Origin of the sequence: Pseudalkalibacillus sp. Hm43 (assembly GCF_051842935.1) — a bacterium.
GTDB lineage: Bacteria > Bacillota > Bacilli > Bacillales > Fictibacillaceae > Pseudalkalibacillus.
This window is the reverse complement of the sequence record NZ_JBPXRR010000001.1, coordinates 2,000,437-2,025,068: the sequence shown is the minus strand read 5'-3', so window position 1 is coordinate 2,025,068 and position 24,632 is coordinate 2,000,437. Positions and strand designations below refer to the sequence as shown.

Below are 24,632 nucleotides of genomic sequence, written 5' to 3'. Positions count from 1 at the left end.
AAATACAAAATGGATGCGTAAATGTCATCCAATCACATACGAAGGCTTTGATAGGGAAGAGTAGATTGTGAGCCCTTTAGAGAGAGGAACCACCCGCTGAAAGGTTCCTTAGGATGTAGCAATTGAATGTCGCCCAGGAGCAATTTCTCTGAACTGACCAGTAGGAGAAATCGGATCTGAATCCGTTATCGTTTTGAGGTGTGTAGTTGCATTGTTGTGTTTTAACATGAACTGCAAACAAAGGTGGTACCGCGAACTTCTTTCGTCCTTTGAGGATGGAAAGAGGTTTTTTTAGTTTATAGGGAAACAACGCTCGCGTCACCTCAAGATCATTGACTGTGAGGGTGCGAACTTCTAAAAAAATCAACAAATGAAGATTTTTTATCTGAAATCACTAACATTCCATATTAAAAGGAGGAATTTCCATGCAAGAACAAGACATTTCGATGCCAACGAAGTACGATCCGCAAAAGACGGAAGCAAAATGGTATCAATATTGGCTAGATGGGAAGTTTTTTGAAGCAAAAGGTGGAGAGGATAAAGAGCCATATACAATCGTGATTCCTCCACCGAACGTAACTGGAAAACTGCACTTAGGTCATGCCTGGGACACGACGTTACAAGATATATTGATTCGTACGAAGCGTATGCAAGGATACGATGCCCTATGGTTACCAGGAATGGACCATGCAGGGATCGCCACTCAGGCGAAGGTTGAAGGAAAGCTGAAAGAAGAGGGCACAAACCGCTATGAACTGGGGCGCGAAAAGTTTCTAGAAACTTCTTGGGAATGGAAGCATGAATATGCGGAGTTCATCCGTAAACAATGGTCGAAGCTCGGTTTATCCGTTGACTATTCCAGAGAGCGTTTTACGCTAGATGAAGGCTTGTCGAATGCGGTTAAAGAAGTATTCGTCACATTGTATGAAAAAGGACTCATCTATCGCGGCGAGTATATCATCAACTGGGACCCGCAAACGAAAACAGCGTTGTCTGATATCGAGGTTATCTACAAAGATGTTCAAGGAGCGCTTTATCACATGAAATACCCGCTCGTTGATGGCAGCGGTCATATCGAGATTGCAACAACACGTCCTGAAACGATGTTGGGTGATACGGCAGTAGCGGTTCATCCAGAGGATGAGCGATACAAGGATCTCATCGGCAAGAAAGTCAAACTACCGATCACTGGACGGGAAATTGAAATCGTAGCCGATGATTATGTGGACATGGAATTCGGTTCTGGAGCGGTAAAAATTACACCGGCGCACGATCCGAATGATTTTGAAATCGGAAACCGCCACAACCTGAAACGCATTCTTGTCATGAACGAAGATGGAACGATGAATGATGAAGCAGGCCCATACAAAGGAATGGACCGATTCGAGTGCCGTAAGCAAATCATCAAGGACCTTCAGGATCAAGGTGTTCTGTTCGAGATTGAAGAACATATGCACTCTGTCGGACACTCCGAAAGAAGCGGAGCAGTTGTTGAACCGTACCTTTCCACTCAATGGTTCGTTAAAATGCAGCCACTAGCGGATCAAGCGATTGAGCTTCAAAAACAAGAACAAGGCAAAGTAAACTTTGTACCGGAACGTTTCGAGAAGACGTACTTGAACTGGATCGAAAATATCCGTGATTGGTGCATCAGTCGTCAGTTATGGTGGGGACACAGAATTCCGGCATGGTACCACAAAGAAACAGGAGAGATTTATGTAGGTCGCACCGAGCCGAAAGACCTTGAAAATTGGACTCAGGATGAAGATGTTCTGGATACGTGGTTCAGTTCTGCTTTATGGCCATTCTCCACTATGGGCTGGCCGGATGAGACATCAGAAGATTTGAAGCGATACTATCCGACTCAAGCTCTCGTAACGGGATATGACATCATCTTCTTCTGGGTAGCACGTATGATTTTCCAAGGACTTGAGTTCACTGATGAAAGACCATTTAACGACGTTCTGATCCACGGTCTAGTTCGAGATGCAGAAGGCCGTAAAATGAGTAAGTCCCTTGGGAACGGCGTAGACCCGATGGATGTAATCGATAAGTACGGTGCGGATTCACTGCGTTACTTCCTATCCACTGGAAGTTCACCTGGAAACGATTTACGTTTCTACTGGGAAAAAGTCGAGTCCACTTGGAACTTCGGCAACAAGATCTGGAATGCGTCCCGTTTCGCACTCATGAACATGGATGGCTTAAAGTATGATGAAATCGATCTAACTGGCGAGAAGTCGTTAGCGGATAAATGGATTCTGACCCGACTCAACGAAACAATTGAATCGGTAACGAAGCTTATCGATGCTTATGAGTTTGGTGAGGTTGGAAGAGCACTCTACAACTTCATCTGGGATGACTTCTGTGATTGGTATATCGAAATGGCGAAGCTCCCTCTATATGGGGAAGATGAGGCACGAAAGAAGACGACAAGATCTGTACTAGCATACACACTTGATCAGACGCTTCGATTGCTCCATCCATTCATGCCATTCATCACAGAGGAAATTTGGCAGCATATTCCTCATGAAGGAGAATCGATTACGGTTGCTTCTTGGCCGGTGAAACGGGAAGACCTTCATTTCGAAGAATCTGCGAAAGAAATGAAGCTCCTCACGGAGATCATCCGTTCCGTTCGTAATACCCGTTCGGAAATGAATGTACCGCCGAGTAAGCCGATTGAAATCCAATTGAAACCTAGAGATGAGGATACCCTGAAACAACTGGAAACGAACCGTTCTTATCTCGATCGTTTCTGTAACCCGGAACCACTAACGATGGCGTTGGATCTAGTAGCCCCTGACAAGGCGATGACCTCTGTCGTCAGTGGTGTTGAAATCTTCCTTCCTTTAGAAGGGTTGATCGACATCGAGGAAGAGATCAAACGTCTCGAAAATGAATATAAAAAGTGGGATGCGGAAGTTGAACGTGTCCAGAAGAAGTTAAGTAATGAAGGATTCGTCAAGAAAGCGCCTGAGAAAGTTGTTGAGGAAGAACGTGCGAAAGAAAAAACGTACGTCGATAACCGTCAAAAGGTAGAAGAGCGAATCAAAGAACTGAAAAACTAACTTGTGGAAGGAGGCGAATCGAACAAGATTCGTCTTCTTCATAGTTACATAGGAGTTTTTAATATGAAAACATATGAAGAAACGTTGCACTGGATTCACGAACTGCTTGCGTTCGGCATGAAACCAGGTCTTACACGTATGGAAAAAATGCTGGAAGAACTCGGGAACCCTGAACGGGACCTTACCTCCGTCCATATTGCTGGTACGAACGGAAAAGGGTCTACAGTCACATACATGCGATGTGTTTTGGAAGAAGCGGGATATACAGTAGGCACGTTTACATCACCTTATATCGAGCAATTCAACGAACGGATTTCAATCAACGGTACACCTATTCCGGATGAGGATCTTGTAAAAGTGGCCAATGAAGTCCGGCCTGTTGTAGAAAAAGTGGCTGAATCCGAGTTAGGTACGCCAACTGAATTTGAGGTCGTAACAACGTTAGCAATCGTTTATTTCGCCCGACACAAACAACCAGATATCATCCTGTTCGAAACGGGACTGGGAGGGCGTTTCGATTCAACGAATGTCATCACTCCGATACTGACCGGGATTACGAATATCGGGTACGATCATACCGCTATCTTAGGTGAGACCTTAGCGGAAATCGCCTTCGAGAAAAGCGGCATCATGAAAACGAACATACCCATGGTGACAGGTGTGGAACAACAGGAAGCAGTAGAGATTATTGTAGAACATGCGGAAAAGAAACAGGTGGATCTGACACGTTTGGATGTCGATTATTCCATTTCGGCGCATAAGGTTCTCGTTGATGGAGAGCAATTTTCGGTAAAAACACCGTCAAATATGTACAACGACCTAGAAATCCACATGAGTGGATACCATCAAGTGAAAAATGCTTCCATGGCGGTCGTCTTATTGGAGAAGCTTCAACAAGAATCGGGATTCGCCATTTCTCATCAACACATCCAAGTTGGTTTGAAAAGAGCGTCATGGCCTGGAAGATTTGAGACAGTAAGTCAACATCCGCTCGTCATTATAGATGGAGCCCACAATAAAGAGGGAATCGAGAGCCTGAAACAGACGATTCAGACTCATTATCCGGATCATAAGAAAAGGTTGATATTCAGTGCTTTGAAGGATAAGCCTGTAGAGGAAATGTTATCTATCCTTTACGATACCATCGATCATATTACCTTCACATCGTTCGACTTCCATCGGGCTAGTTCGGCGGAATCACTTTATGACAAATGTTCATTTAAGGACAAAGACCTAGCTGAGAATTACGAGGTTGCCATTCAGAACGAGCTGGAAAAAGTGGATGAACACTCGGTATTGATCATAACGGGTTCTCTTTACTTCATTTCAACCATACGAGAATTTTTTAAAAATAAAAAATAAAGTAAATTTTTGGTGACAATATTTCGAATAGTTTGTTAAAATATGATAAAGAAAAGTAGTACGTAAGTCTCAATTCGATTTTCACAATATAAAAGGGGGGATACGAGTGAGTAAAAATGCGAAACGTTTGCTGGCATTGATATTTGGCGCTGCTTGGGCTGTGGTTTTGTATGCTTTCATTTCTTTCTCTATCCCTTCTTTACAAGGTTACTGGTTCGATATTATTGGTATGTTGATCCTAATGGTCGTTGTAGCATTGTTCCCGATCCAGGTAAAAGGGACCAATATCTCATTTATTCAGGGGATCTCATTGGCGGTCTTTTTACAATTCGGTCTTTTGGTGGAGCTCGTACTCGTTCAAGTGACAATTGCCGTTTCCATTTTGAAATTGAGGTATCCTCTGTATCGTTTAGGTACAAGCTCCCTCATGTTCATGATTGTCTCGAGTGCGGCAGCTATCGTCTATTATCTATTAGGCGGGGAAATCGGTGGACTCGGTATGAACGAGTATCCTGCAATCTTACCAGTCATCGGCTATTCAATCACCGCCATTCTAACGAACCATCTTGTCCTCTATTTCTTAAGGAAAGAATTGTACAAAGAAAAGAGCTCTTTTCTGGATAAAGGTTTCCTGTGGGAAATGCTCATGGAAATGTTCATTTTACCGGTCGGAATTACATTCTACATCCTTTATTCTCAGCTCGGTTCAAGTGCGATCCTCTTTGTAGGTGTGCCGTTTGTCGTCCTTTCACTCATCATGCGCATGTATCATTCTAGTGAGAAAATCAATCATCTATTGAAATCGACGAGTAAAATCGGGCAAGAATTGACGGAAAGCTTGAAGGTCGATGAGATATTGGATATATACCTTTCACGGATCACGAAAATGCTGAAGGTCGATTATGCATACATATTGGATATTGAAGACGATCAGCAGCTGAAAATCATCCGAAAATATGAATCCCAACGTGCCCAAAGCGTGGACTTACCTTATCTGTTCAAAGGAGAAGGAATCAGTGGCAAGGTTTGGGAGAGCGGTCATAGTATGAGGTTCGAGGGAAGACATCAATGGCGGAAATACACAAAAGGATTCCTTCCGATCACGACGCAATCGGTCGTATCTGTGCCGATGATACGAAACTATGAGGTTGTCGGTGTGATTACAGTGGCTTCCACCCAGAAGAGAGCGTTTGAAAAAGCGCATGTCATGATCCTTGAAATCCTGTCCAACTACCTGGCAGTTGCTGTTGATAAAGCCAGGAATTATGAAGCAACTAAAAATAAGAGTGAACGCTGTCATCTTACAAATCTGTATAACTATCGTTACTTCGAGGACAAGCTTTCGAATATGTATGAACAATATGAAAATAATCCGAAACCTTTCTCACTCATTCTATTGGATATCGACCATTTCAAAAAAGTAAATGATACGTTCGGTCACCAGGCTGGAAACATCGTATTATGTCAGGTTGCTGATCGACTTGTGCAAATGATTGGTCAACACGGAACGGTAGCAAGGTATGGCGGGGAAGAATTCGTCATCCTCTTACCTGACCTGGAGCATCATGCATGCATTGAGTTGGCAGAAGCGATACGGGAAGATATTTCAACCAATGCCTTCCGAATTAAAAATGACTTGGGTGACTTTAGAAGTAAGACCATTAACATTACGGTAAGCATCGGGGTATCAACTGCTCCAGAACAAGGAGAAGATCCGCTGACATTGATCCGGAATGCCGACCGCGCGATGTATACAGGCGCCAAACAACAAGGCAGAAACAAAGTCGCGAGTTATATCGGGTAAGACGCATTCAAATCATGGGTGCGTCTATTTTCATTGAAGGAATAAGTAATATTTTCCTTTTCATGTAGTCTAATTTACTAGATAATGAGGAAGTAGTGATATAAAGATAGGGTGGTTCTATGCTCCGGATTCTGAAATCCAATAAGGGTGGCACCATGATAATCGTATTGATGGTAATCATGGTATTAGGCATATTGGTTCCAACTGGTTATGTGATGTTCAATAAATTGTTGATGAATGATACGAGAATTGTACATCAGAAACAAGCTGTAAACATTGCTGTCAGTGCAATGGAGACGTTCCAGTCACAGGAAGATCTAATGAAAATTGATTATTTGACCTCGAATTTACATACACCAGACAACCCATTAAGCGTACTGAAATCCAACACGAATGATTTGGACTTATACCAATATGCAGAGGATGGAAACGGAAATCGTTTAACCCCCCAACAACTAGAATCATTAATAGGAGAGTATACAGTCGTCGTACGTGGAATTTCAGGTGATTTGAATCATAACCAAAAAAAGGATGACAACGAACCATTCTACTATGAACATAAGATGGAAGCAGTTGAAACGGTATACAAGGGAATGGTACGGATCGAACAAAAGGATTGGTTCGGAAACATTTACAATACAGAATGGATGTCGTTCTGTGAATTTCTCAATACATATAATCTAGCAGATGAAGGTTGCTCCGACGGTAATGGTGCTCCTGAAGAAGGTGAGGAACGGGATGAAGAAGATGATAAAAAAAATAATTGTAACGGAAAGAAAAATGATAAGTGTGAAGGAAATGATAAGTGTGAAAGTACCCAGAATGATAAATGTGGTGAATTCGATAAACAAGAAACCAGTCAGGCAAGTCTGAACCATTTCTATTACAACAAGTACACCATTTGTAAAGAGCCTTTCAGATATCTTTGTGAGGATGAAGAGTGGTATCGTAAACTTGTTTTAGGAGATGTAACGATATTCGGGGTAGGAAGTTCAGAAGTCTTTGACAAAGTTAATAACATTAATATTATTTCTGTTGGATCCATTACCTTTAAAGGTCAATACACGATTGAGGCACCACATAGCGGTCATACTTTACTTGGTTTCACTTCAGTTTTAGGAGATATTGTAGTTGAAAAAACGACAATGAAAGGAACCGGTCATAGTAACACAAGCAGTGTTATTCTTCAGTCCATTCTAGGAGATGTTAAAATCAATCAATCAAATATTACTTCTAATAGGAACATATATGTGTTGGCTGGATATTTTTATAATCCCATCCTTGATCGTTTATCTTACATAGCTCCTGGTAGAGATGTATCAATTGTTGAATCATCTACATTTGCTAAAAAGCAAGAAATTATTAGGCCATAAAACTCTAATCAGGTTGATAAAGGCTTATCGGAAACTTAATTTGATTGTTAACAGTTTTTAAACCTTCTCTATTGTAATAAATGGTAAGATAACCCATACCCTCTGATAGCGTCGAAATGGCGCTATCATTTTTATTTTGAAGTGTCATTCTTTGGACAGGTAATGAGAAAGTATGTAATAAAGACGTGTTGGAGAAATCATCTTCCCCCTTTGATAAACTGAGTTGTTGACCGTTTAGTGACAGAATATAGAAAGATCCATTTTGTCCTTCGAACCTTAATTCGTTTCCTTGGAAGGTGAGACTGACTGGAGAAGCCAGTTCTCTTGTCAAAACGATTTGCAGTTCCTGAACGGAGGATTCGGATTGAGTCACTCCTTTTGTATGTGTCCAATTTGCCTGGGAAAAGGAAAACAAACTGTACACAACACCAATTATTAATGAAAAGATTGTCAATGTGGCTAACAATTCGACTAAGGTGATACCTCTTTCATTGTTCAATCTTATTCCCCCCAAGATACGGTAACGGTCAGTATTTTTGGAGTCTGTTCATCGCTGAAGACGCCGGACAAGGAAACATGGCGTTGGGGTGTGCGAGGATTAGAGGGTTCTGCCAGTTTTGTAACCGAAATATCAATGGAATAGCCTTCTATGTTTTCTGGGATTCTTTGAGGAATTCCTTCTTTTTGTTGTTCTAATGCTTCTTTCAACACTTGTTCCGCAATTTGCGCAGCTTCTTTTTTATGATCATGAAGAGAGGTAGCCGTTGATAGGAAATCAGTAGATTGAAAGAGTAATGTAAACACAATGCCGATAATGACGAGTGTAGCGAGAACTTCGATTAAAGAGAGCCCTTCTTGATTCAAATTCATCAAATTTCAACTACTTTCTTCATAATAATCTATATTTTAACATTATTTTGAAGTGTTTTATAGTAAGATAGTATAAGAAGATTTCAAAACGTATCCAAAGGGTGATTACGATGAAACTCCGATTAGGAGATCTCCTCGTCAGTGAACGAATGGTGACACAAGAACAATTAGACGAAGTATTAAAGGATAAACCAAGAAACCAGAAACTTGGTGACGCTCTACTGGATCGTGGTTATATCACGGAACGGAAGTTGATTGAGGTGCTTGAATTCCAATTAGGAATTCCTCATATCCGTATTGCAAATACTCCGATTGATTCAAGTTTGACTTCACTCGTTCCTAAGGATATTGCCCGTAGAAATTTATACATACCAATAAAAAAACAAAATGATAAATTGACCGTAGCTATGGCGGATCCGATGGATTATTACTCCATAGAAGATCTGAGGTTATCTACCGGCTTTCAAATTATGCCTGTCATTGCGACGAAATCTGAAATTATCCAAGCCATCAATAAATATTATGGAACACCAGAAATGATGGAGAGTCAAACTTTACCTGGTGGAAAATCTGATGAGATGGATGCATCTGCTGTACGAGTGGTTGACCAGATTTTATCCGATGCTGTTGAAAGTCATGCAAGTGATATACATATCGATCCTCAAGAAAAACAAGTACTTGTCAGATTCAGGGTGGATGGGGTACTACGAAACGAACAATCTCTTTCTAAGTCGATGCAAAGCGCGATCACTTCAAGGATAAAGGTAATGGCAGAATTGGATATTACGGAGTTTCGTATTCCGCAGGACGGTAGAATTAAATTGAAAATGAATGAGAGCAAAATCGATTTGCGGATTTCAATTCTTCCGACCATGTTTGGTGAAAAGGTCGTAATTCGGATTCTTGACCTTTCAAAAATGCATCTTAAGATGTCAACGCTCCATTTTACGGAAGAAAACGAACGGACTTTCAAATCTCTGTTGGATAAGCCGAATGGGCTTATATTACTGACCGGTCCTACGGGTTCAGGAAAAACATCAACATTATATACAGGCTTGAACCGCTTGAACAAGGAAGAAGTTAACATTATCACTATTGAAGATCCGGTGGAATATCAACTGGAAGGAATCAATCAAATTCAAGTGAACAAATCAGTAGGATTGACGTTTGCAAGTGGGTTGCGTTCAATTCTCAGACAAGATCCCAATATTATCATGGTGGGTGAAATTCGAGATGCGGAAACAGCGGAAATTGCCATCCAATCCTCTCTGACGGGTCATCTTGTACTCTCTACTTTACATACAAATGATGCGGTCAGTGCAATTACACGTTTGATTGACATGGGTATTGAACCTTATTTGATTTCTGCCTCTGTCACAGGTGTTGTCGGTCAACGACTCGTACGGAAAATCTGTAAAGATTGTATTCAGGATTATGTGCCAACAGAAGAAGAACGAGAATTGTTCCGATCAAGAAAACTGTCCATAGACAAGCTGTATAGAGGCTCAGGTTGTGAAAGTTGCCGAAATACAGGGTTTAAAAGAAGACTGCCCATTCATGAAGTTGTTCAAATGGATGACATCATTCGTGAATGGATCATGACAAAAGGGTCCAATGATTCCATTAAACAGCACTTACACCAGCAAGGGACGAAATGGCTCATTGATGATGGCCTGACGAAAGCGAAACAAGGACTGACAACCGTTGATGAAGTCATACGGGTATCTTTGGTGGAATAAAGGGGGAATTACGGGATGAGTTATATCCTTGAACAAATTCAAGAGTTATTAATTGAAGCCCATGGTATACAAGCATCAGATGTCCATCTTTCAACTGGACTAGCACCGATTTTCCGAATCCACGGTGAACTCGTACCACGTCAAATGGACTTGTTGACTCCTGACGATACTGAACAAATCGCTCAAGGATTAATGGATGAAGCACAATGGAAGGAATTTAAAGAGGTTGGAGAGTTGGACTTTTCATATGGAATCGCTGGTATATCGCGTTTCAGAATAAACGCTTTTCATCAACGCTCCAGTGTGAGCTTAGCGATCCGTGTCATTCCCACCATTATCCCGACGATTGATGAACTCGGCCTGCCAATTACATTAAAACAGATTATGCATAAGTCACAGGGGCTCGTGCTCATTACAGGACCAACTGGGAGTGGAAAATCAACCACACTCGCTGCCATGATCGATCATGTGAATCAACATATGAATCGAAACATCATCACTTTGGAGGATCCAATAGAGTATCTTCACCGTCATCGGAATTCAATCATTTTACAAAGGGAAGTTGGATTGGATACGAAAGGATTTGCGGCTGGACTCCGATCAGCTCTTAGACAGGACCCAGATATCATTTTAGTAGGGGAGATGCGGGATTTGGATACCATATCAACCGCAATAACTGCTGCAGAGACAGGACACCTAGTACTAGGTACACTCCATACAACTGATGCCCCTTCTACAATTGACCGAATCATTGATGTCTTCCCTGCAGAACAGCAAGCACAAATTCGTATCCAGCTTGCGTCCGTCCTTGTTTCAGTCATGTCACAACGACTGCTTCCAAACATCAAAAAGGATGGTCGGAGTTTAATTACGGAATTGATGATGAACAATCCTGGAATCTCAAATCTGATCCGAAACGAAAAGATTTATCAAATCAAAAGTATGATGCAGACAAGTCGAGCTCAGGGTATGTATACACTCGAAATGTCGATTCAAGAGAAAATACGGGAAGGAAAGATTTCGAGTGAATCGGCAAAACCATTTTTAAAAGAGATGATGATATAGATGGCGTTATATGAATATGAAGGTCGTGACCAATTCGGTCAAAAAGCAAAAGGCCAAGTTGAAGCCGATACAAGAGTGACTGCCGTAACCTTATTACGGGAACGTGGGATTGCAGCGACAGAGGTCAATGAATTTCAGCAGTCGTTCCTGACAAAAGAAATTTCTTTGAATCCAGGGATTAAACCGAGGGAGCTCGTCGTTTTCCTAAGGCAATTCGCTGCTTTATTAGAAGCTGGGGTTTCAGTCGTGCGGTCGGTACAGATTCTTCAAGAACAGTCTGATCATAAGTATTTGAAACGAGCTTTGACGTCTGTAAAAGACCTGGTACAAGAAGGTGAATCCTTGTCAAATGCATTGAAGAAGCATCCGAAGATATTTCCGTCAATGGTCATTCATCTGACCCGTGTCGGAGAAGTAAGTGGTAATCTGGATCTTGCAATGCTTAGACTGGCGGATTACTTTGAATCAAGATATGAAATGCGGCAAAAAGTGATTTCCGCTCTAACCTATCCCATGTTGTTAGGTGTTGTAGCAATTGCTGTCTTAAATGTTTTGTTGTATATGGTGGTTCCGCAATTCACAGCGATGTATGCAAATTCGGATCAACCCCTGCCGACCCTTACACAATGGGTTCTTGCTGTCAGTAATTTCAGCATGACCTATTGGTGGTTCATGGTTACTATGGTTTTTGTAGTAATAACAGCATTCTATTTTTTGAGAAAAAATGAATCTAGTAAATATTACCTTGATTATGCTATACTGAAAGTGCCAATATTTGGCTCTATTTTACAAAAAACGCTAATTATTGAATTTTCTCGCACGCTTAGCTCCTTATTTAATAGTTCTGTCCCCATCTTACAATCCATGACGATCACTCAAAATATATTAAATAATGCAGTCTTCAAGAAAATAGTGAATAAATCGATGCAATCAGTCGAAGAAGGAAATTCAATGACAGTACCAATGAGAGGTGATTGGCCATTCCCGCCGCTTGTCCTACATATGATTTTGATTGGCGAACAAACCGGTAACCTGGATACCATGCTGGATAAAGTCGCAAAGTTTTACGAAGCGGAAGTGGAACATATTACAGATCGATTACGGACATTGCTTGAGCCTATCTTGATTCTTATTCTATCTGTGGTTGTTGGTGTCATTGTTTTAGCGATTGTATTACCTATGTTTAACCTTTATGAAAATATCAATCTATAAGAACAAAGGAGAGGTTTTTATGAAAAATTTGTTGTCAGTACGAATGAAGACTGTCAAAACAGAAAAGGGTTTCACACTTGTTGAACTGCTTGCTACGATTGTCATACTTGGAATCATTGCTGCGATTGCAGTACCAGCTATTGGAAATTTAATTGAAAACACTAAACAAGATGCACATGAAGCAAACGCTAAACAAATGGTTGAAGCAGCAAGGTTGTATGTATTAACGGAAGGAGCTCCTAAAAACAATAAATTAAGCAAAAAGCAGTTAGATGGTTATCTTGAGTCGATTCCTCAAAACCCAACAACAGAGAAACCTTATAAAAGTATTACTGTTTCACTAGATAGTAATCAGAAAATCTCTGGAGTAACCTTGGATGGTATGAGTTTCGATTCTGATGGTAAAGTAATAGAATCAAGCAACTAAAAAATGTTTTATTATACTTTCAAACCCTCTCTTCTCGAGAGGGTTCATTCCTATTCAGGGGTAGATTTTAATGTTTATCGTTTTGATTTTTATATTGGGCTTGGTTTTAGGGTCCTTTTATAATGTGGTTGGATTACGTGTACCGGAGAATAGATCGATCGTTCATCCGGGTTCCCATTGCACGAACTGCCGGAAACCACTCCGACCGATTGACCTAGTCCCAGTCCTCTCTTACATATTTTCTAAAGGGAAATGCCGTTATTGCGCTCACAAGGTTACCTTGCTATATCCTGCCGTTGAATTATCAACAGGATTATTATTTGTATTCAGCTATATTCAATTCGGATTCTCCCCGATGTTAATTGGAAGTGTATTGATTGTATCACTGCTTATGATTATATTCGTCAGTGATCTTAATTTCATGCTCATACCGGATAAAATCCTGTTATTCTTTGCTCCGATGCTGATCTTATATCGTTTATGGAACCCAACTGATCCTTGGTGGGATGCTTGGATCGGGAGTGTTATCGGGTTTGGTTTATTATTTATCATAGCGATCATCAGTAAGGGTGGAATGGGTGGCGGAGATATCAAATTGTTTGCATTACTGGGTCTTTTCTTTGGTTGGAAAGGTATTTTTCTCATTTTATTCTTCGCTTCATTATTCGGATCAGTTGTTGGAATTCTGCTGCTTATTCTGAAAAAAGTCAAAAGGAAACAGCATATTCCATTCGGACCATTCATTGTATTGGCAGCGTTGGTCGTTCTATTTTGGGGAGAACCCATTCTCAACTGGTATCTTAAATAAAGGGGTTTGTTCATCATGGCATGGATCACAAGATCGTTACCCATACACCTGGTTTTCCAAGATGATTGTATCCGTTACGTAAAATTGAAAAGTAGATCTCCACTAGTCATTCAGAAAGTGGGAGAGAAAAGAATTCCACCCGGTATGATACAAGAGGGAAAAATTACAAACATGGATGAACTGACCCGTTTGTTGAACACATGTGTGAATGAATGGAAGATCAAACGGAAAAAGGTCCGGTTTTCAATACCGGATGCGATTACAGTTATACGGAAAATCCCTGTACCATCGACAATCCCTCCCGCAGAATTGAGTGGATATGTCAATGTCGAGCTGGGTGCCTCCATCCATATTCCCTTCGAAGAGCCGGTATTTGACCTGCATAAACTTGGTCAGTCTGAAGGTCAAACGGACTACCTTCTCTTTGCTGCACCTGAAGTAGTGATGAGAGAGTACGTCGATGTTCTTGAAGCGGCTAAATTGAAACCTGTTGATGCTGAGCTGTCTTCATTAGCCAGTTATCGATTATTTTACAAGTTAGATTTGGTAGACTCTAAGATGCATTACCTGGCTTTGAACCTTGATCGTAACGGGATAAATGCTACCGCGTTCAATGAGCATTCACCAGTATTCACAAGATTCATTTCATTAACCAGTACAGGTACAAAAAACGTTTCAGAACTCCAGATGGATCGTGTTTTTTTTGATATTGAGGATCATGGGAATGAAATGACAACAGAAATCGAGCGGGTCATGAATTTCTACCAATTCACTTTATCGGATGGCGCTGCAGTCGACGCACTTTTGATTACTGGAGATCATCCGCAAATGGACTTGTTCGAAAAGTGGTCATCCTCTACGTTCAACTTACCGTTAATACAAGTACCGCCTGATAAAGTGAAACTGAACCGCGGTATGGAAGTGCCTGTGCAATTTTACACTGCTATTGGACTAGGGTTAAAGGGGGAGTAGCAATGCAAGTAGAAATCAATTTACTTCCTCAGAAAAAAAAGATAGTCAAAAGTACGAGAAAAGTAACGATCCTGATGACGGTAGTATTCATGCTCGGAATGATTGTCATTGGGGGTGCAACATACCTAGCCAATCAAAAGGTGAAGGCTCTTGAGGTGGAGTTGCAGGGGATACAGGAACAACGTAAGGTTATTGAAGAACAGATTGTGCAAATGAAAGATCCTTCTAATACGCTTCAAAAGGAAATCAAAGCTCTAACCGAAGAACGGATAGATACGACTGATGTAGTTGCGGATGTCCTCCAACCTCTAAACAAAGATGCGATGCTGAATCTTACGTATGCCAACGATGGGAATGTCCTTTTGCTTGGCAAATTCAAGGGTCTGGAAGACATAGCTACTTATGAACAGAATCTAATTAAAACGGAAGGAATTTCAGAAGTTAAGGTTATCAAAATAACCAAGAACAGTGAACTTGAAGGAGAAATCGTCTCTGGTGATGTGCCGTATTTTACAGAGTTTGAAGTGAAGTATGCAAAAGAAGCGTATCGTCCGCAAGGGGGGGCAAACTGATGTCTTCCATTCTCTCACAAAAGAAAATCAGAGTCTTCTTATGGATTATTATTTTCTTGCTGTTCATTGCTGGATATCTACTAATTGTTCAACCACAGCTTGAAAAAATCAATACATTAAAATCTCAAATCAGCGTTGATAAAGCTTTCCTGAAAACCGCTAATCACCAGGTTGATATCGGTCAATCGAGCGCACTAGATTCCGGATATACAGTTCCTGAAACGGTTGCCACGGATCAGGTAGTCCTCGATCTACGCAAGGCTGAAACAGAGTCTTCAAGTGAAGTGCAGGAATTTTCTATGAATGGGGAAGACGAGGAAAAGTCATCTGTTGCATCAGAGGAAGAGGATAACATTCTAACAGAACTTCAATCGCTTGAATTGATCGTTCAAGTACAATCACCGAATGTGGATGCCATGAAGAAATTCGTCGATTCCATCGAACAAGGTAAGCGGTTGTACACTGTACAGCAAATTAGCATGCCTGCTAATTTAGAAACAGAGAATGCACCATTGATTTTTACGCTTAAGATTCAGACCTACCATCAATGAGTAGCATGTCATAAATAATCGAAACCTTTCTAGAACAAGACGACAGAGGTCTTGTTCTTTTTTATTTGGACTGTGGTATAGTCACTCTACTACTCTATCAGACAAGTTCTAAATACAAGTGAAAATACATAGAATAGACTGAACGGAAAAGGAGTTGATACGGGTGGATCGGAACGAAGAAAAGGATATTTCAATCAGAGTCAACGGGAAGGACAGGCCTGTGTCTGAGAAGAAAGAAGCCAAGAATGAAAAGACTGAAATCGCAGCTTCTATAGCTGATGATGCAGAGGAAACGCCTTTTGAATGGGTTCTTCCAAAAGAAAATACCGCTTCAAATGTCTACCTTTTCCATGCAAACCGTGATGACACGAAATCAGACGAGTATGGCGACCATTCCTATGAGTCTGAACGGAAGCCAGGGCTACCCATTCACCGGAAGAAACAGCGGACTCCGTTGAATAAGAAATTCCCCTCATCGGAAACGACTTTTAAATTACCTAAACAATTGCTTGTCCCGATTGGTAGTGCGATCGTGATCGGTTGTATCATTGGATTGATCGTGTTGATGATTTTTACGGGTGATGGATTCCAATCAAAAACCGCACCAGTGGCGAATGATACGCCTAAGACACCTGTTCAGAATCCAATCTCGAGTCCTGTTGCCGGTTCGGTCGATTTATCGATTTCACCACACATCGTGCAAGGTGGTGTCTTTTCGTCACTAGAGAATGCGGAAGAATTTGCGGATAAGGTAAAAGCGAGTGGTTTCGCTGCTGCGGTGGATCCTGAAGATAATCGAGTCATTATCGGGATTGGGGATTCGATGGAAGATGTACGTGGATTAGCTGGTGACTATCAGGAGGTCGTGGCGGATGCATACCCGAGACAATGGGAGATAGGTGGGAGTGACATTGCCATTTCAGAGAAAAATGATTACGCATGGCTGGTAGAAGGGAAGGATCTTCTTGCTGGCTTGTTCACTACACAAGAGGTTCAAGAGGAAACCATTTTAGCATGGAAAAAGGAAGCTCTTACTTCGCTATCAAATCTGGAAGGAGAGCAGCAGAAGAGTGCTGTAGCGTTCATCAATGCGTTGTCCTCGCTTACGGAATCGGGGGAAGACAAATGGGTGGTCCAGCAGGCGAAACTAGAAGCGCTCATTCATTACAAGACATTGGTTGAATCACTTTGATGGTGAGGAAGCTATTGACTCACCAAATTCCTCAATCATTCGACAAAAGATAGTCATAAATCGCCCTTCCTTTACGAACGATAGTAGAGGAGGGTGATACTATATTTGGTTGTCTTACTGGAAGGGATTTGCTATTCTGTAAATAATCCCTTCATTTGTAGTGAAATGACAATCATAACCTCTACTCTAAACGTAAAGGGTGATTGTATGAAACACCTCATATTAGCCTCAGGCTCACCTCGACGTAAGGAATTACTCGAAACAGCCCACCTTCCATTTACAATCCAAAAAAGCTCTGTACATGAAAATATAAGTGAAGAATATTCTCCGGCAGAGGTCGTTGAGCAGCTTTCGTTGAGAAAAGCGAAAGATGTCGCCAAGTCCAATCCTGATGATGCAGTCGTGCTTGGTTCGGATACGGTCGTCGTTTACGATGGCAAAATTCTGGGGAAACCAACAGACGATCAAGATGCATTTGAAACGTTACAGATGTTATCGGGAAATACACATCATGTGTATACCGGCGTTGCAATTGTATCAGGAGATGAGGAGATTTGTTTTCATGAAGCTACAGAAGTTACGTTTTGGAATTTGACTTCTGAGGAAATAAAAGATTACGTAAGTACGGGTGAAAGTATGGACAAGGCAGGGTCCTATGGGATCCAAGGACTTGGTTCCACTCTGGTCAAAAAGATTCACGGGGATTACTTCAGTGTTGTCGGTTTACCGCTCTCACGAACGGTCCGTGAATTGAAAAAATTCGGAATAACGAAAGAGGCAAAGTCAGTCACGGAATAAATCCTAAGGAGGATGATGAATTGGGTATAAAACCCCTGACAATCCGTGATTTTCCATTGAATGAGAGACCGAGAGAGCGTATGCTGAAAGAGGGAGCGAACGTGCTTTCCAACTAGGAGCTTTTGGCGATCTTATTGCGTTCGGGTACACGTCAAGAATCCGTTCTGCAACTGGCGCAAAAAGTCATTCAGCAATTTGAAGGTCTCAATCTCTTAAAAGATGCAACCATTGATGAATTGACGAAAGTAAAAGGAATTGGAAATGCGAAAGCGGTGGAAATCCTTGCTTCCATTGAACTTGGTAAACGTGTAAGCCGTCTTCAGATTGATGATCGATACATCATCCGATCTCCAGATGACGGAGCCAAATATGTCATGGATGAAATGCGTTTTTTGTCACAGGAGCATTTCGTATGCATTTATTTGAACACGAAAAATCAGGTGCTGCATAAACAGACCGTTTTCATCGGTAGTCTGAATGCCTCCATCGTCCATCCGCGTGAGGTGTTTAAAGAAGCGATGAAAAGATCTGCGGCATCTATCATTTGTTTCCACAACCATCCGAGTGGTGATCCCAACCCAAGTCGTGAAGATATCGAAGTGACACAACGTCTATCAGAGTGTGGAAAGATCATTGGAATTGATTTGTTGGATCACATCATCATCGGAGATCAAAAATTCGTGAGTCTTAAAGAAAAAGGCTACGTTTAGACTTCTCAAGCCTTAGGGTTTGGAGTATAATCAAAGTTATGAGTTTTGCTAGTAATGAAGGGAGATTTACATAAATGTTTGGTGGATTTTCAAGAGATATGGGAATTGATTTAGGAACTGCAAATACATTGGTTTATGTCAAAGGTAAAGGTGTCGTTGTTCGCGAACCTTCCGTAGTGGCAATCAATACAAAGAGCGGAGATATCGAAGCGGTCGGTAATGCGGCAAAGAACATGATCGGTCGTACGCCAGGAAATATCGTAGCTCGTCGTCCGATGAAGGACGGCGTTATTGCAGACTATGATACGACTGCTACAATGATGAAATATTATATTCAACAAGCGCAAAAGAACCGTTCTGTCTTCTCGCGTAAGCCATTTGTTATGGTTTGTGTTCCTTCTGGAATTACACATGTAGAAGAACGCGCGGTAAAAGAAGCGACAAAACAAGCAGGCGCACGTGATGTTGAAACGATCGAAGAACCGTTGGCTGCTGCAATCGGTGCAGATCTTCCGGTATGGGAGCCGACTGGTAGCATGGTTGTCGATATCGGTGGAGGAACAACGGAAGTTGCGATCATTTCACTTGGTGGCATTGTTGAGAAGCAATCCATCCGTGTCGCAGGTGACGAAATGGATGACGCAATCATCCAATACATCAAAAAGACATACAACGTCATCATCGGTGAACGTACAGCCGAGGCGATCAAGCTCGACATCGGATCTGCAGATGCTTCTGATGGAATGGAAGAAATGGATATCCGTGGTCGTGACCTCTTGACTGGTCTTCCAAAGACAATCACGATTACAGGCGAAGAAATCGCTGGAGCGTTGAAAGATACAGTTGATACGATCATGGATGCTGTGAAGCTTGCTCTGGAAAAAACACCACCTGAACTGGCTGCTGACATCATGGATCGTGGAATCGTGTTGACAGGTGGCGGAGCATTGTTACGTAACCTTGACCGAATCATCAGTGAAGAAACGAAAATGCCAGTGATTGTAGCTGAAAATGCATTGGACTGCGTTGCGATTGGAACGGGTCGTGCAATTGAAAACTATCAACAGGTCAGAAACAAACCTGGATTTGGTGGCGGCCGCTCTAAATCAAAGTCGTAAGAGGTGTGAATCGTGCCGCAGTTTTTCTCTAACAAACGTCTTATTATTCTGTTAGTCAGTATGATTGTTCTTGTGGCCATGATTGGTTTTTCCATGAAAGAAAGAGAAAACATTTCATGGCCTGAACAACTTTTACACGATACTGTAGGCTGGACCCAGTCCATCTTCTATAAACCCGCACATTTTGTAGCGGGTTTCTTTGGGAACGTCGTGGAAATGAAAGAAATCTATGAGCAAAACAAGGTGCTCAAGCGTCAATTGAATGAATATGACAAGCTCGCAAGCCGTGTGAAGGATCTGAAGAGGGATAACGAGTCCTTGCGACAAACGTTGGACAAGGAGGATACCCTGTCAGACTTTAACGTTTGGCATGCGACGATTGTCGGAAGAGCGCCGGAACCACAATGGTATCAATCCATTAAGATCGATTTAGGGAAGCAGGCTGGTGTGGAACCGAATATGGCTGTCATATCAGCAAAAGGATTGATCGGGAAAATCGACAAAGTTTCAGCCTTCCACTCAACGGTTGAATTGATCAGCAATACGGATCCGAACAGCCGTATTTCTGCTGTCGTTCAAGGCGAGAAAGAACCGGTTTACGGCTTGATCCAAGGATTCGATTCGAAAAAGAAACTATTGACGATGAAAATGATCGGTATTGATAAAGAATTGAAAAAGGGACAACTCGTGACGACATCCGGTTTGGGAGGTATATTCCCGAAAGGACTTGAAATTGGAAAAATCGTTGAAGTAGAGCCAGACAAAGTGGAACCGACGCAAACGGCTTACATAGAACCGTCAACGGACCTGTATGACATCCACCATGTCATGGTCGTCCAACGTACGATGCAGGAAGTCGATATGGAGTCTGATTCCGAAAAGGCTGAGGAGGAAGAAACGTCATGATCCGATTTCTTCTTCCTCTTCTTACATATTTGCTGTTTATAAGTGAAAGTACGTTGATGCAGGTTTTCACCCCACAGCATGTGGAAAGTGACACATTGCTCATTCCTCGATTCGTCGTGGTGATGGTTTGCTTCATCGGCATGTTTGTTTCTCCAGTCAGGGGTGTTGTTTACGGAATCGCTTTCGGGTTACTGTACGATCTCATTTATACGGACCTGATCGGTGTTCACATGTTCTCGATGGGATTGACGGCGTATTTGACAACTTTTATCGCACGTTATTTCCATGGAAACATATTTGTAACATTATTCGTGTTAATCATCGGGCTTTCGGCATTTGAATTTCTCGTATATGGCCTATATAGCTTGATCAATATAGCGAATATGATGCTTGAAACATTCATCTATCAACGCTATCTACCTACATTACTATTAAATAGCGTGTTCGTTGTTTTGGTCTATTACCCGCTTCGAAAATGGTTGATCAACATCGCCATGGACATAGAAGAAAAATAGGGTAGAAAAAAGGAATCCCCATTGACATTGTCGAATTTGTGTATGTTGAGGTGAACAGGGTAATGGCACAGAAACAGAAGCAAGCAAACAACCATTATGTAACGATAAAAGGAACAAAAGAAGGTTTGATCCTGAACTTGGATGACAATTGTTCCTTCGAACAATTACTCTCTGAATTGGAGACGAAATTGATCCACCCATCTGAAAACCAGGGATCAGACGGTCCTAAGATACCTGTTAACGTAAAGGTTGGAAAAAGGTACTTGACCGAGCACCAAGAAGAACTGCTTCGTAAAATCATATATCAAAAGAAAAACCTGCTTGTCGATGTCATCGAGACAGAAGTCATCACGAAAGAAGAAGCAGAATACATGAAGAAAGAAAACGAAGTGACATCCGTCAATCGAATGGTCCGTTCAGGACAGATCTTGAAAGTACAAGGAGATCTATTGTTGATTGGAGATGTCAATCCAGGTGGCTATGTAGCAGCTACTGGGAATATCTTCGTCATGGGAGCTTTGAAAGGGATTGCCCATGCTGGGTGTGAAGGACGTACGAGTGCTGTCGTCGCAGCCTCCGTCATGATTCCATCCCTAGTACGTATCGCCGATCAAATGTTTCAAGATGAAGAAGATGAACAAGAATACTCTGGTGGATGTGCCTTTTTAGATGAAGAAAACCATGAAATCAAATTGGACAGTTTACACATCTTACATCAGATCAGACCCGGTTTAAACCGACTGTAGGGAAAGGGGAATGTTTTGTGGGTGAAGCAATCGTAATTACATCTGGAAAAGGCGGAGTTGGAAAAACCACAACAACAGCTAATATTGGAACATCACTTGCACTCCTTGGAAAGAAGGTATGTCTGATTGATACCGACATCGGCCTTCGAAATCTGGACGTCATCATGGGGCTGGAAAACCGAATCATTTATGACCTGGTGGATGTCGCACATAACCGCTGTAAACTCCACCAAGCCTTGATAAAAGATAAACGATTTGAATGTTTGTACTTGCTACCTGCAGCGCAAACCAAAGATAAAAGTGCTGTCGTACCTGAGCAGATGAAACGGATTGTGACCGAGTTGAAGCAAGACTATGATTATGTCATCATCGATTGTCCTGCTGGTATCGAACAAGGTTTCAAAAATGCGATTGCCGGTGCTGACAAATCCATCGTCGTGACCAATCCTGAAACGTCCTCTGTCAGGGATGCGGACCGAATCATCGGTTTATTGGAGCAGGAAGATATCGAACCTCCGAAGTTGATTGTCAATCGACTGAAAGCACACATGATGGAAAATGGAGATTCGTTGGATGTAGATGAAATTGTCTCCATTTTGGCGATCGAGTTGCTAGGTATCGTGGTGGATGATGAATTGGTCATCAGAGCCTCCAACCGCGGAGAGCCGATTGCATTGAATCCTGATACGAAAGCTTCTCAAGCCTATCGGAACATTGCGAGAAGAATATTAGGCGAATCCGTTCCATTGATGTCACTTGAACAAGACAAAGGTCTATTCAGCAAAGTGAAACAGTTCTTCGGAATGAGATCATAATGTAAAAGTCAGACTCCCTTTACATGTTTATGGACATGTAAAGTGTAGGGTCTGGCTTTTTTTATTGGCGTGAGAGGGGGGACAACGCTAAATTGGGCAATTCATTTAATCAAAGTGAGCGTTTGAATAGGTGAAAACACGAAAACTGTGCAAGTCACCTAACCCAAGAGCCGATCTCGTTAGGTGAAAACGCCAAAACCCTGCATGTCACCTAACCAATAAGCCCCTCTGAAGTAGTGAAATCACCAGATTCACGAATCTCACCAACTCAAAATAAATTAGACAAGTTTTCTTCACATGTTTTCACAACTTAGACAACTGCCGAGAAACTAGGTGGCCACCCGAAAGGCATAATCCCTCCGGACAAGTCATAAACATGTACAAATCAGGTGTAGAGGGTGGAGGTCAATGAAAAATCGGGCGGACGAAATCCGGAGAAAATATCAAAACCAATTCAAGAGCCAAAAGCCATCATCAGGCAATACGTTCTCAGATAATAGAAGTTACCTTGATCGTGGACAAAGCGGGCATCCGTTATTCTCCTCAGAAGGATTCCTCTTCCGCATTATGGCAGCGGTGTGCCTATTTTTAATTGTAGGAATCGTCTTCAAAAATCCCACGGGACCTATGGTGAATGCCCAGGACTACATCAATCAGGCTTTTGAAGAAGAATTCCAATTTGCTTCCATTGCAGGTTGGTATGAAGAGAAGTTCGGTAAGCCGATGGCTCTCTTTCCGACGGAAAAAAAGGAAAAGTCGGATGGCACAGGATCGGGAGCATTAGATGAATATGCATTACCGGCCAATGCGAAAGTACTGCAATCGTTCAAAGATAATGGAAAAGGTGTCCTTCTGGAGACGGGGAGTAATTCAGACGTTTCTTCCATTAAGGAAGGGTTCGTCATCTATGTCGGTGACAAAGACCAATTGGGAAAAACCGTTGTCGTCCAACATTTTGATGGAAGTGAATCCTGGTATGGGAAATTGGATAAAATCAACGACAGCATCAAACTTTACAATTATATCGATGCAGGTGCGCAATTAGGGAAAGTGACCAAAGAAGAGAAGACTGGCTCAGGATTGTTTTACTTCGCCATCAAAGATAATGGTGGTTTCGTAGATCCTCTGAAAGCCTTGTCTTCAGACTGATGTGGAAACTGTTCACATTACTCAAAATCAATCCTCTTCTTTGGATCGTAGCAATCGTCAGTGTCATGACTGGTCATTTTCGCGAGTTCCTCATCTTATTCATCGTCATTTTCATCCATGAATTAGGGCACGCCATGACTGCATTGTTTTTCAAATGGAGATTGGTGAAAGTGGAAATGCTCCCATTTGGGGGAGTTGCTGAAATGGATGAGTATGGGAATAGACCTTACCGTGAGGAGTTATCTGTCATATTGGCTGGACCATTGCAACATGTATGGATGATTGTAGGTAGTTTATTTCTGATGCAATTCGGCATCGGAGATCCGTTCATACTGAATCTTTTTGTTTCAATCAATTGGATGATCTTATTGTTCAACCTTTTGCCGATCTGGCCGCTGGATGGAGGTAAGCTTCTTTTTTTATGTTTGACTGTCCTCTTTCCATATAAAAAGGCGAAGAGCCATATGCTTATATTGTCTTCCGTATTACTTTTGACTTTCTTCAGCGGTTGCATGCTTCTCTTTCCATTCCATATGAACCTATTGATCGTGTCGTCCTTTTTACTTTATGCCCATTATGTGGAGTGGAAACACCAGCCTTATGTTTATGTCCGCTTTTTGTTGGAACGATTGAATGCGATACAGAAACCAACCAAAAAGAAAGTCCTCACAGTTGACCCGACAGAGACTGTTGGCAGCGTGCTTTCCACCCTTTATAAAGGATACGAACACGAAGTGCATATCAAGTCCGATCCACCTTATGTTTGTAAAGAAAAGGAACTCCTCACCGCTTATTTCAAGCAAAGTGCCAAGACATGTGCAATCCAGGATCTTTTTCGATAAAATAGATGGAAAAGT

The 24,632-nt window shown here is 41.8% G+C and carries 23 protein-coding genes, 1 pseudogene and 1 other annotated feature; of the genes and pseudogenes, 22 read left to right on the top strand and 2 right to left on the bottom strand.

The window, feature by feature from the left end; genetic code table 11:
* Window positions 1-38 precede the first annotated feature (38 nt).
* Window positions 39-273: a binding site (T-box leader), on the top strand.
* A gap of 152 nt (window positions 274-425) precedes the next feature.
* The 4 genes from ACSVDE_RS10780 (at window position 426) to ACSVDE_RS10765 (ending at window position 7,610) form a co-directional block, all read left to right on the top strand.
* Window positions 426-3,071 (top strand): valine--tRNA ligase, encoded by a 2,646-nt coding sequence (locus ACSVDE_RS10780; RefSeq protein WP_439300895.1) that lies wholly within the window; start codon window positions 426-428, stop codon window positions 3,069-3,071.
* A gap of 63 nt (window positions 3,072-3,134) precedes the next feature.
* Window positions 3,135-4,433, top strand: coding sequence for a bifunctional folylpolyglutamate synthase/dihydrofolate synthase (locus tag ACSVDE_RS10775; protein WP_439300894.1), 1,299 nt, complete (start codon window positions 3,135-3,137; stop codon window positions 4,431-4,433).
* Window positions 4,434-4,539: 106 nt separating this feature from the next.
* The gene (locus ACSVDE_RS10770) at window positions 4,540-6,237 is read left to right on the top strand and encodes a sensor domain-containing diguanylate cyclase (RefSeq protein ID WP_439300893.1); all 1,698 of its coding nucleotides are present in this window, start codon (window positions 4,540-4,542) and stop codon (window positions 6,235-6,237) included.
* Between the two features lie 155 nt (window positions 6,238-6,392).
* Window positions 6,393-7,610, top strand: coding sequence for a hypothetical protein (locus ACSVDE_RS10765; RefSeq protein WP_439300892.1), 1,218 nt, complete (start codon window positions 6,393-6,395; stop codon window positions 7,608-7,610).
* Window positions 7,611-7,614: 4 nt separating this feature from the next.
* Here ACSVDE_RS10765 and ACSVDE_RS10760 read toward each other — a convergent pair whose 3' ends face one another.
* Both ACSVDE_RS10760 and ACSVDE_RS10755 read right to left on the bottom strand, forming a co-directional pair.
* Entirely contained in the window at window positions 7,615-8,109 is a 495-nt protein-coding gene (locus tag ACSVDE_RS10760; protein ID WP_439300891.1) for a PulJ/GspJ family protein, read from the bottom strand.
* A gap of 2 nt (window positions 8,110-8,111) precedes the next feature.
* Window positions 8,112-8,480, bottom strand: a complete 369-nt coding sequence (locus ACSVDE_RS10755; RefSeq protein ID WP_439300890.1) for a type IV pilus modification PilV family protein — start codon at window positions 8,478-8,480, stop codon at window positions 8,112-8,114.
* Between the two features lie 101 nt (window positions 8,481-8,581).
* Between ACSVDE_RS10755 and ACSVDE_RS10750 the strand changes: the two genes are divergently transcribed.
* The 18 genes and pseudogenes from ACSVDE_RS10750 (at window position 8,582) to ACSVDE_RS10665 (ending at window position 24,617) form a co-directional block, all read left to right on the top strand.
* Window positions 8,582-10,219, top strand: coding sequence for a GspE/PulE family protein (locus tag ACSVDE_RS10750; protein WP_439300889.1), 1,638 nt, complete (start codon window positions 8,582-8,584; stop codon window positions 10,217-10,219).
* 24 nt (window positions 10,220-10,243) lie between these two features.
* The gene (locus ACSVDE_RS10745) at window positions 10,244-11,284 is read left to right on the top strand and encodes a type IV pilus twitching motility protein PilT (RefSeq protein ID WP_439301979.1); all 1,041 of its coding nucleotides are present in this window, start codon (window positions 10,244-10,246) and stop codon (window positions 11,282-11,284) included.
* On the top strand, window positions 11,285-12,496 hold the full coding sequence (locus ACSVDE_RS10740; protein ID WP_439300888.1) for a type II secretion system F family protein: 1,212 nt from the start codon (window positions 11,285-11,287) through the stop codon (window positions 12,494-12,496).
* A 19-nt stretch (window positions 12,497-12,515) separates the two neighbouring features.
* On the top strand, window positions 12,516-12,923 hold the full coding sequence (locus ACSVDE_RS10735) for a type II secretion system protein (protein ID WP_439300887.1): 408 nt from the start codon (window positions 12,516-12,518) through the stop codon (window positions 12,921-12,923).
* A 70-nt stretch (window positions 12,924-12,993) separates the two neighbouring features.
* The gene (locus ACSVDE_RS10730) at window positions 12,994-13,731 is read left to right on the top strand and encodes a prepilin peptidase (protein ID WP_439300886.1); all 738 of its coding nucleotides are present in this window, start codon (window positions 12,994-12,996) and stop codon (window positions 13,729-13,731) included.
* A gap of 15 nt (window positions 13,732-13,746) precedes the next feature.
* A complete protein-coding gene (pilM, locus tag ACSVDE_RS10725; protein ID WP_439300885.1) occupies window positions 13,747-14,703 on the top strand; it encodes a type IV pilus biogenesis protein PilM in 957 nt (318 codons plus the stop codon).
* A gap of 2 nt (window positions 14,704-14,705) precedes the next feature.
* On the top strand, window positions 14,706-15,275 hold the full coding sequence (locus ACSVDE_RS10720) for a PilN domain-containing protein (protein WP_439300884.1): 570 nt from the start codon (window positions 14,706-14,708) through the stop codon (window positions 15,273-15,275).
* The gene (locus ACSVDE_RS10715; RefSeq protein ID WP_439300883.1) at window positions 15,275-15,826 is read left to right on the top strand and encodes a hypothetical protein; all 552 of its coding nucleotides are present in this window, start codon (window positions 15,275-15,277) and stop codon (window positions 15,824-15,826) included. Before ACSVDE_RS10720 ends, ACSVDE_RS10715 begins: the two co-directional genes overlap by 1 nt.
* Window positions 15,827-15,989: 163 nt before the next feature.
* Window positions 15,990-17,018, top strand: coding sequence for a hypothetical protein (locus tag ACSVDE_RS10710; RefSeq protein WP_439300882.1), 1,029 nt, complete (start codon window positions 15,990-15,992; stop codon window positions 17,016-17,018).
* 207 nt (window positions 17,019-17,225) lie between these two features.
* Window positions 17,226-17,816 carry a Maf family protein gene (locus ACSVDE_RS10705; protein WP_439300881.1) on the top strand — a complete coding sequence of 197 codons (591 nt, stop codon included), beginning with the start codon at window positions 17,226-17,228 and terminating at the stop codon, window positions 17,814-17,816.
* Window positions 17,817-17,896: 80 nt separating this feature from the next.
* Window positions 17,897-18,526 (top strand): annotated as a pseudogene (gene radC, locus ACSVDE_RS10700) (RadC family protein).
* Between the two features lie 74 nt (window positions 18,527-18,600).
* Window positions 18,601-19,644 (top strand): rod shape-determining protein, encoded by a 1,044-nt coding sequence (locus ACSVDE_RS10695; protein ID WP_226546643.1) that lies wholly within the window; start codon window positions 18,601-18,603, stop codon window positions 19,642-19,644.
* A gap of 12 nt (window positions 19,645-19,656) precedes the next feature.
* Complete coding sequence (gene mreC, locus ACSVDE_RS10690; protein WP_439300880.1) at window positions 19,657-20,550, top strand: rod shape-determining protein MreC; 894 nt, start codon at window positions 19,657-19,659, stop codon at window positions 20,548-20,550.
* The gene (gene mreD / locus ACSVDE_RS10685) at window positions 20,547-21,065 is read left to right on the top strand and encodes a rod shape-determining protein MreD (RefSeq protein WP_439300879.1); all 519 of its coding nucleotides are present in this window, start codon (window positions 20,547-20,549) and stop codon (window positions 21,063-21,065) included. The genes mreC and mreD overlap by 4 nt, the downstream gene beginning before the upstream one ends.
* A 62-nt stretch (window positions 21,066-21,127) precedes the next feature.
* Complete coding sequence (minC, locus tag ACSVDE_RS10680) at window positions 21,128-21,811, top strand: septum site-determining protein MinC (RefSeq protein ID WP_439300878.1); 684 nt, start codon at window positions 21,128-21,130, stop codon at window positions 21,809-21,811.
* 17 nt (window positions 21,812-21,828) lie between these two features.
* The gene (gene minD, locus ACSVDE_RS10675; protein WP_439300877.1) at window positions 21,829-22,626 is read left to right on the top strand and encodes a septum site-determining protein MinD; all 798 of its coding nucleotides are present in this window, start codon (window positions 21,829-21,831) and stop codon (window positions 22,624-22,626) included.
* A gap of 408 nt (window positions 22,627-23,034) precedes the next feature.
* Window positions 23,035-23,775 carry a peptidoglycan DD-metalloendopeptidase family protein gene (locus ACSVDE_RS10670; protein WP_439300876.1) on the top strand — a complete coding sequence of 247 codons (741 nt, stop codon included), beginning with the start codon at window positions 23,035-23,037 and terminating at the stop codon, window positions 23,773-23,775.
* Window positions 23,775-24,617, top strand: coding sequence for a M50 family metallopeptidase (locus tag ACSVDE_RS10665; protein ID WP_439300875.1), 843 nt, complete (start codon window positions 23,775-23,777; stop codon window positions 24,615-24,617). The genes ACSVDE_RS10670 and ACSVDE_RS10665 overlap by 1 nt, the downstream gene beginning before the upstream one ends.
* The last annotated feature ends 15 nt before the right edge of the window (window positions 24,618-24,632 follow it).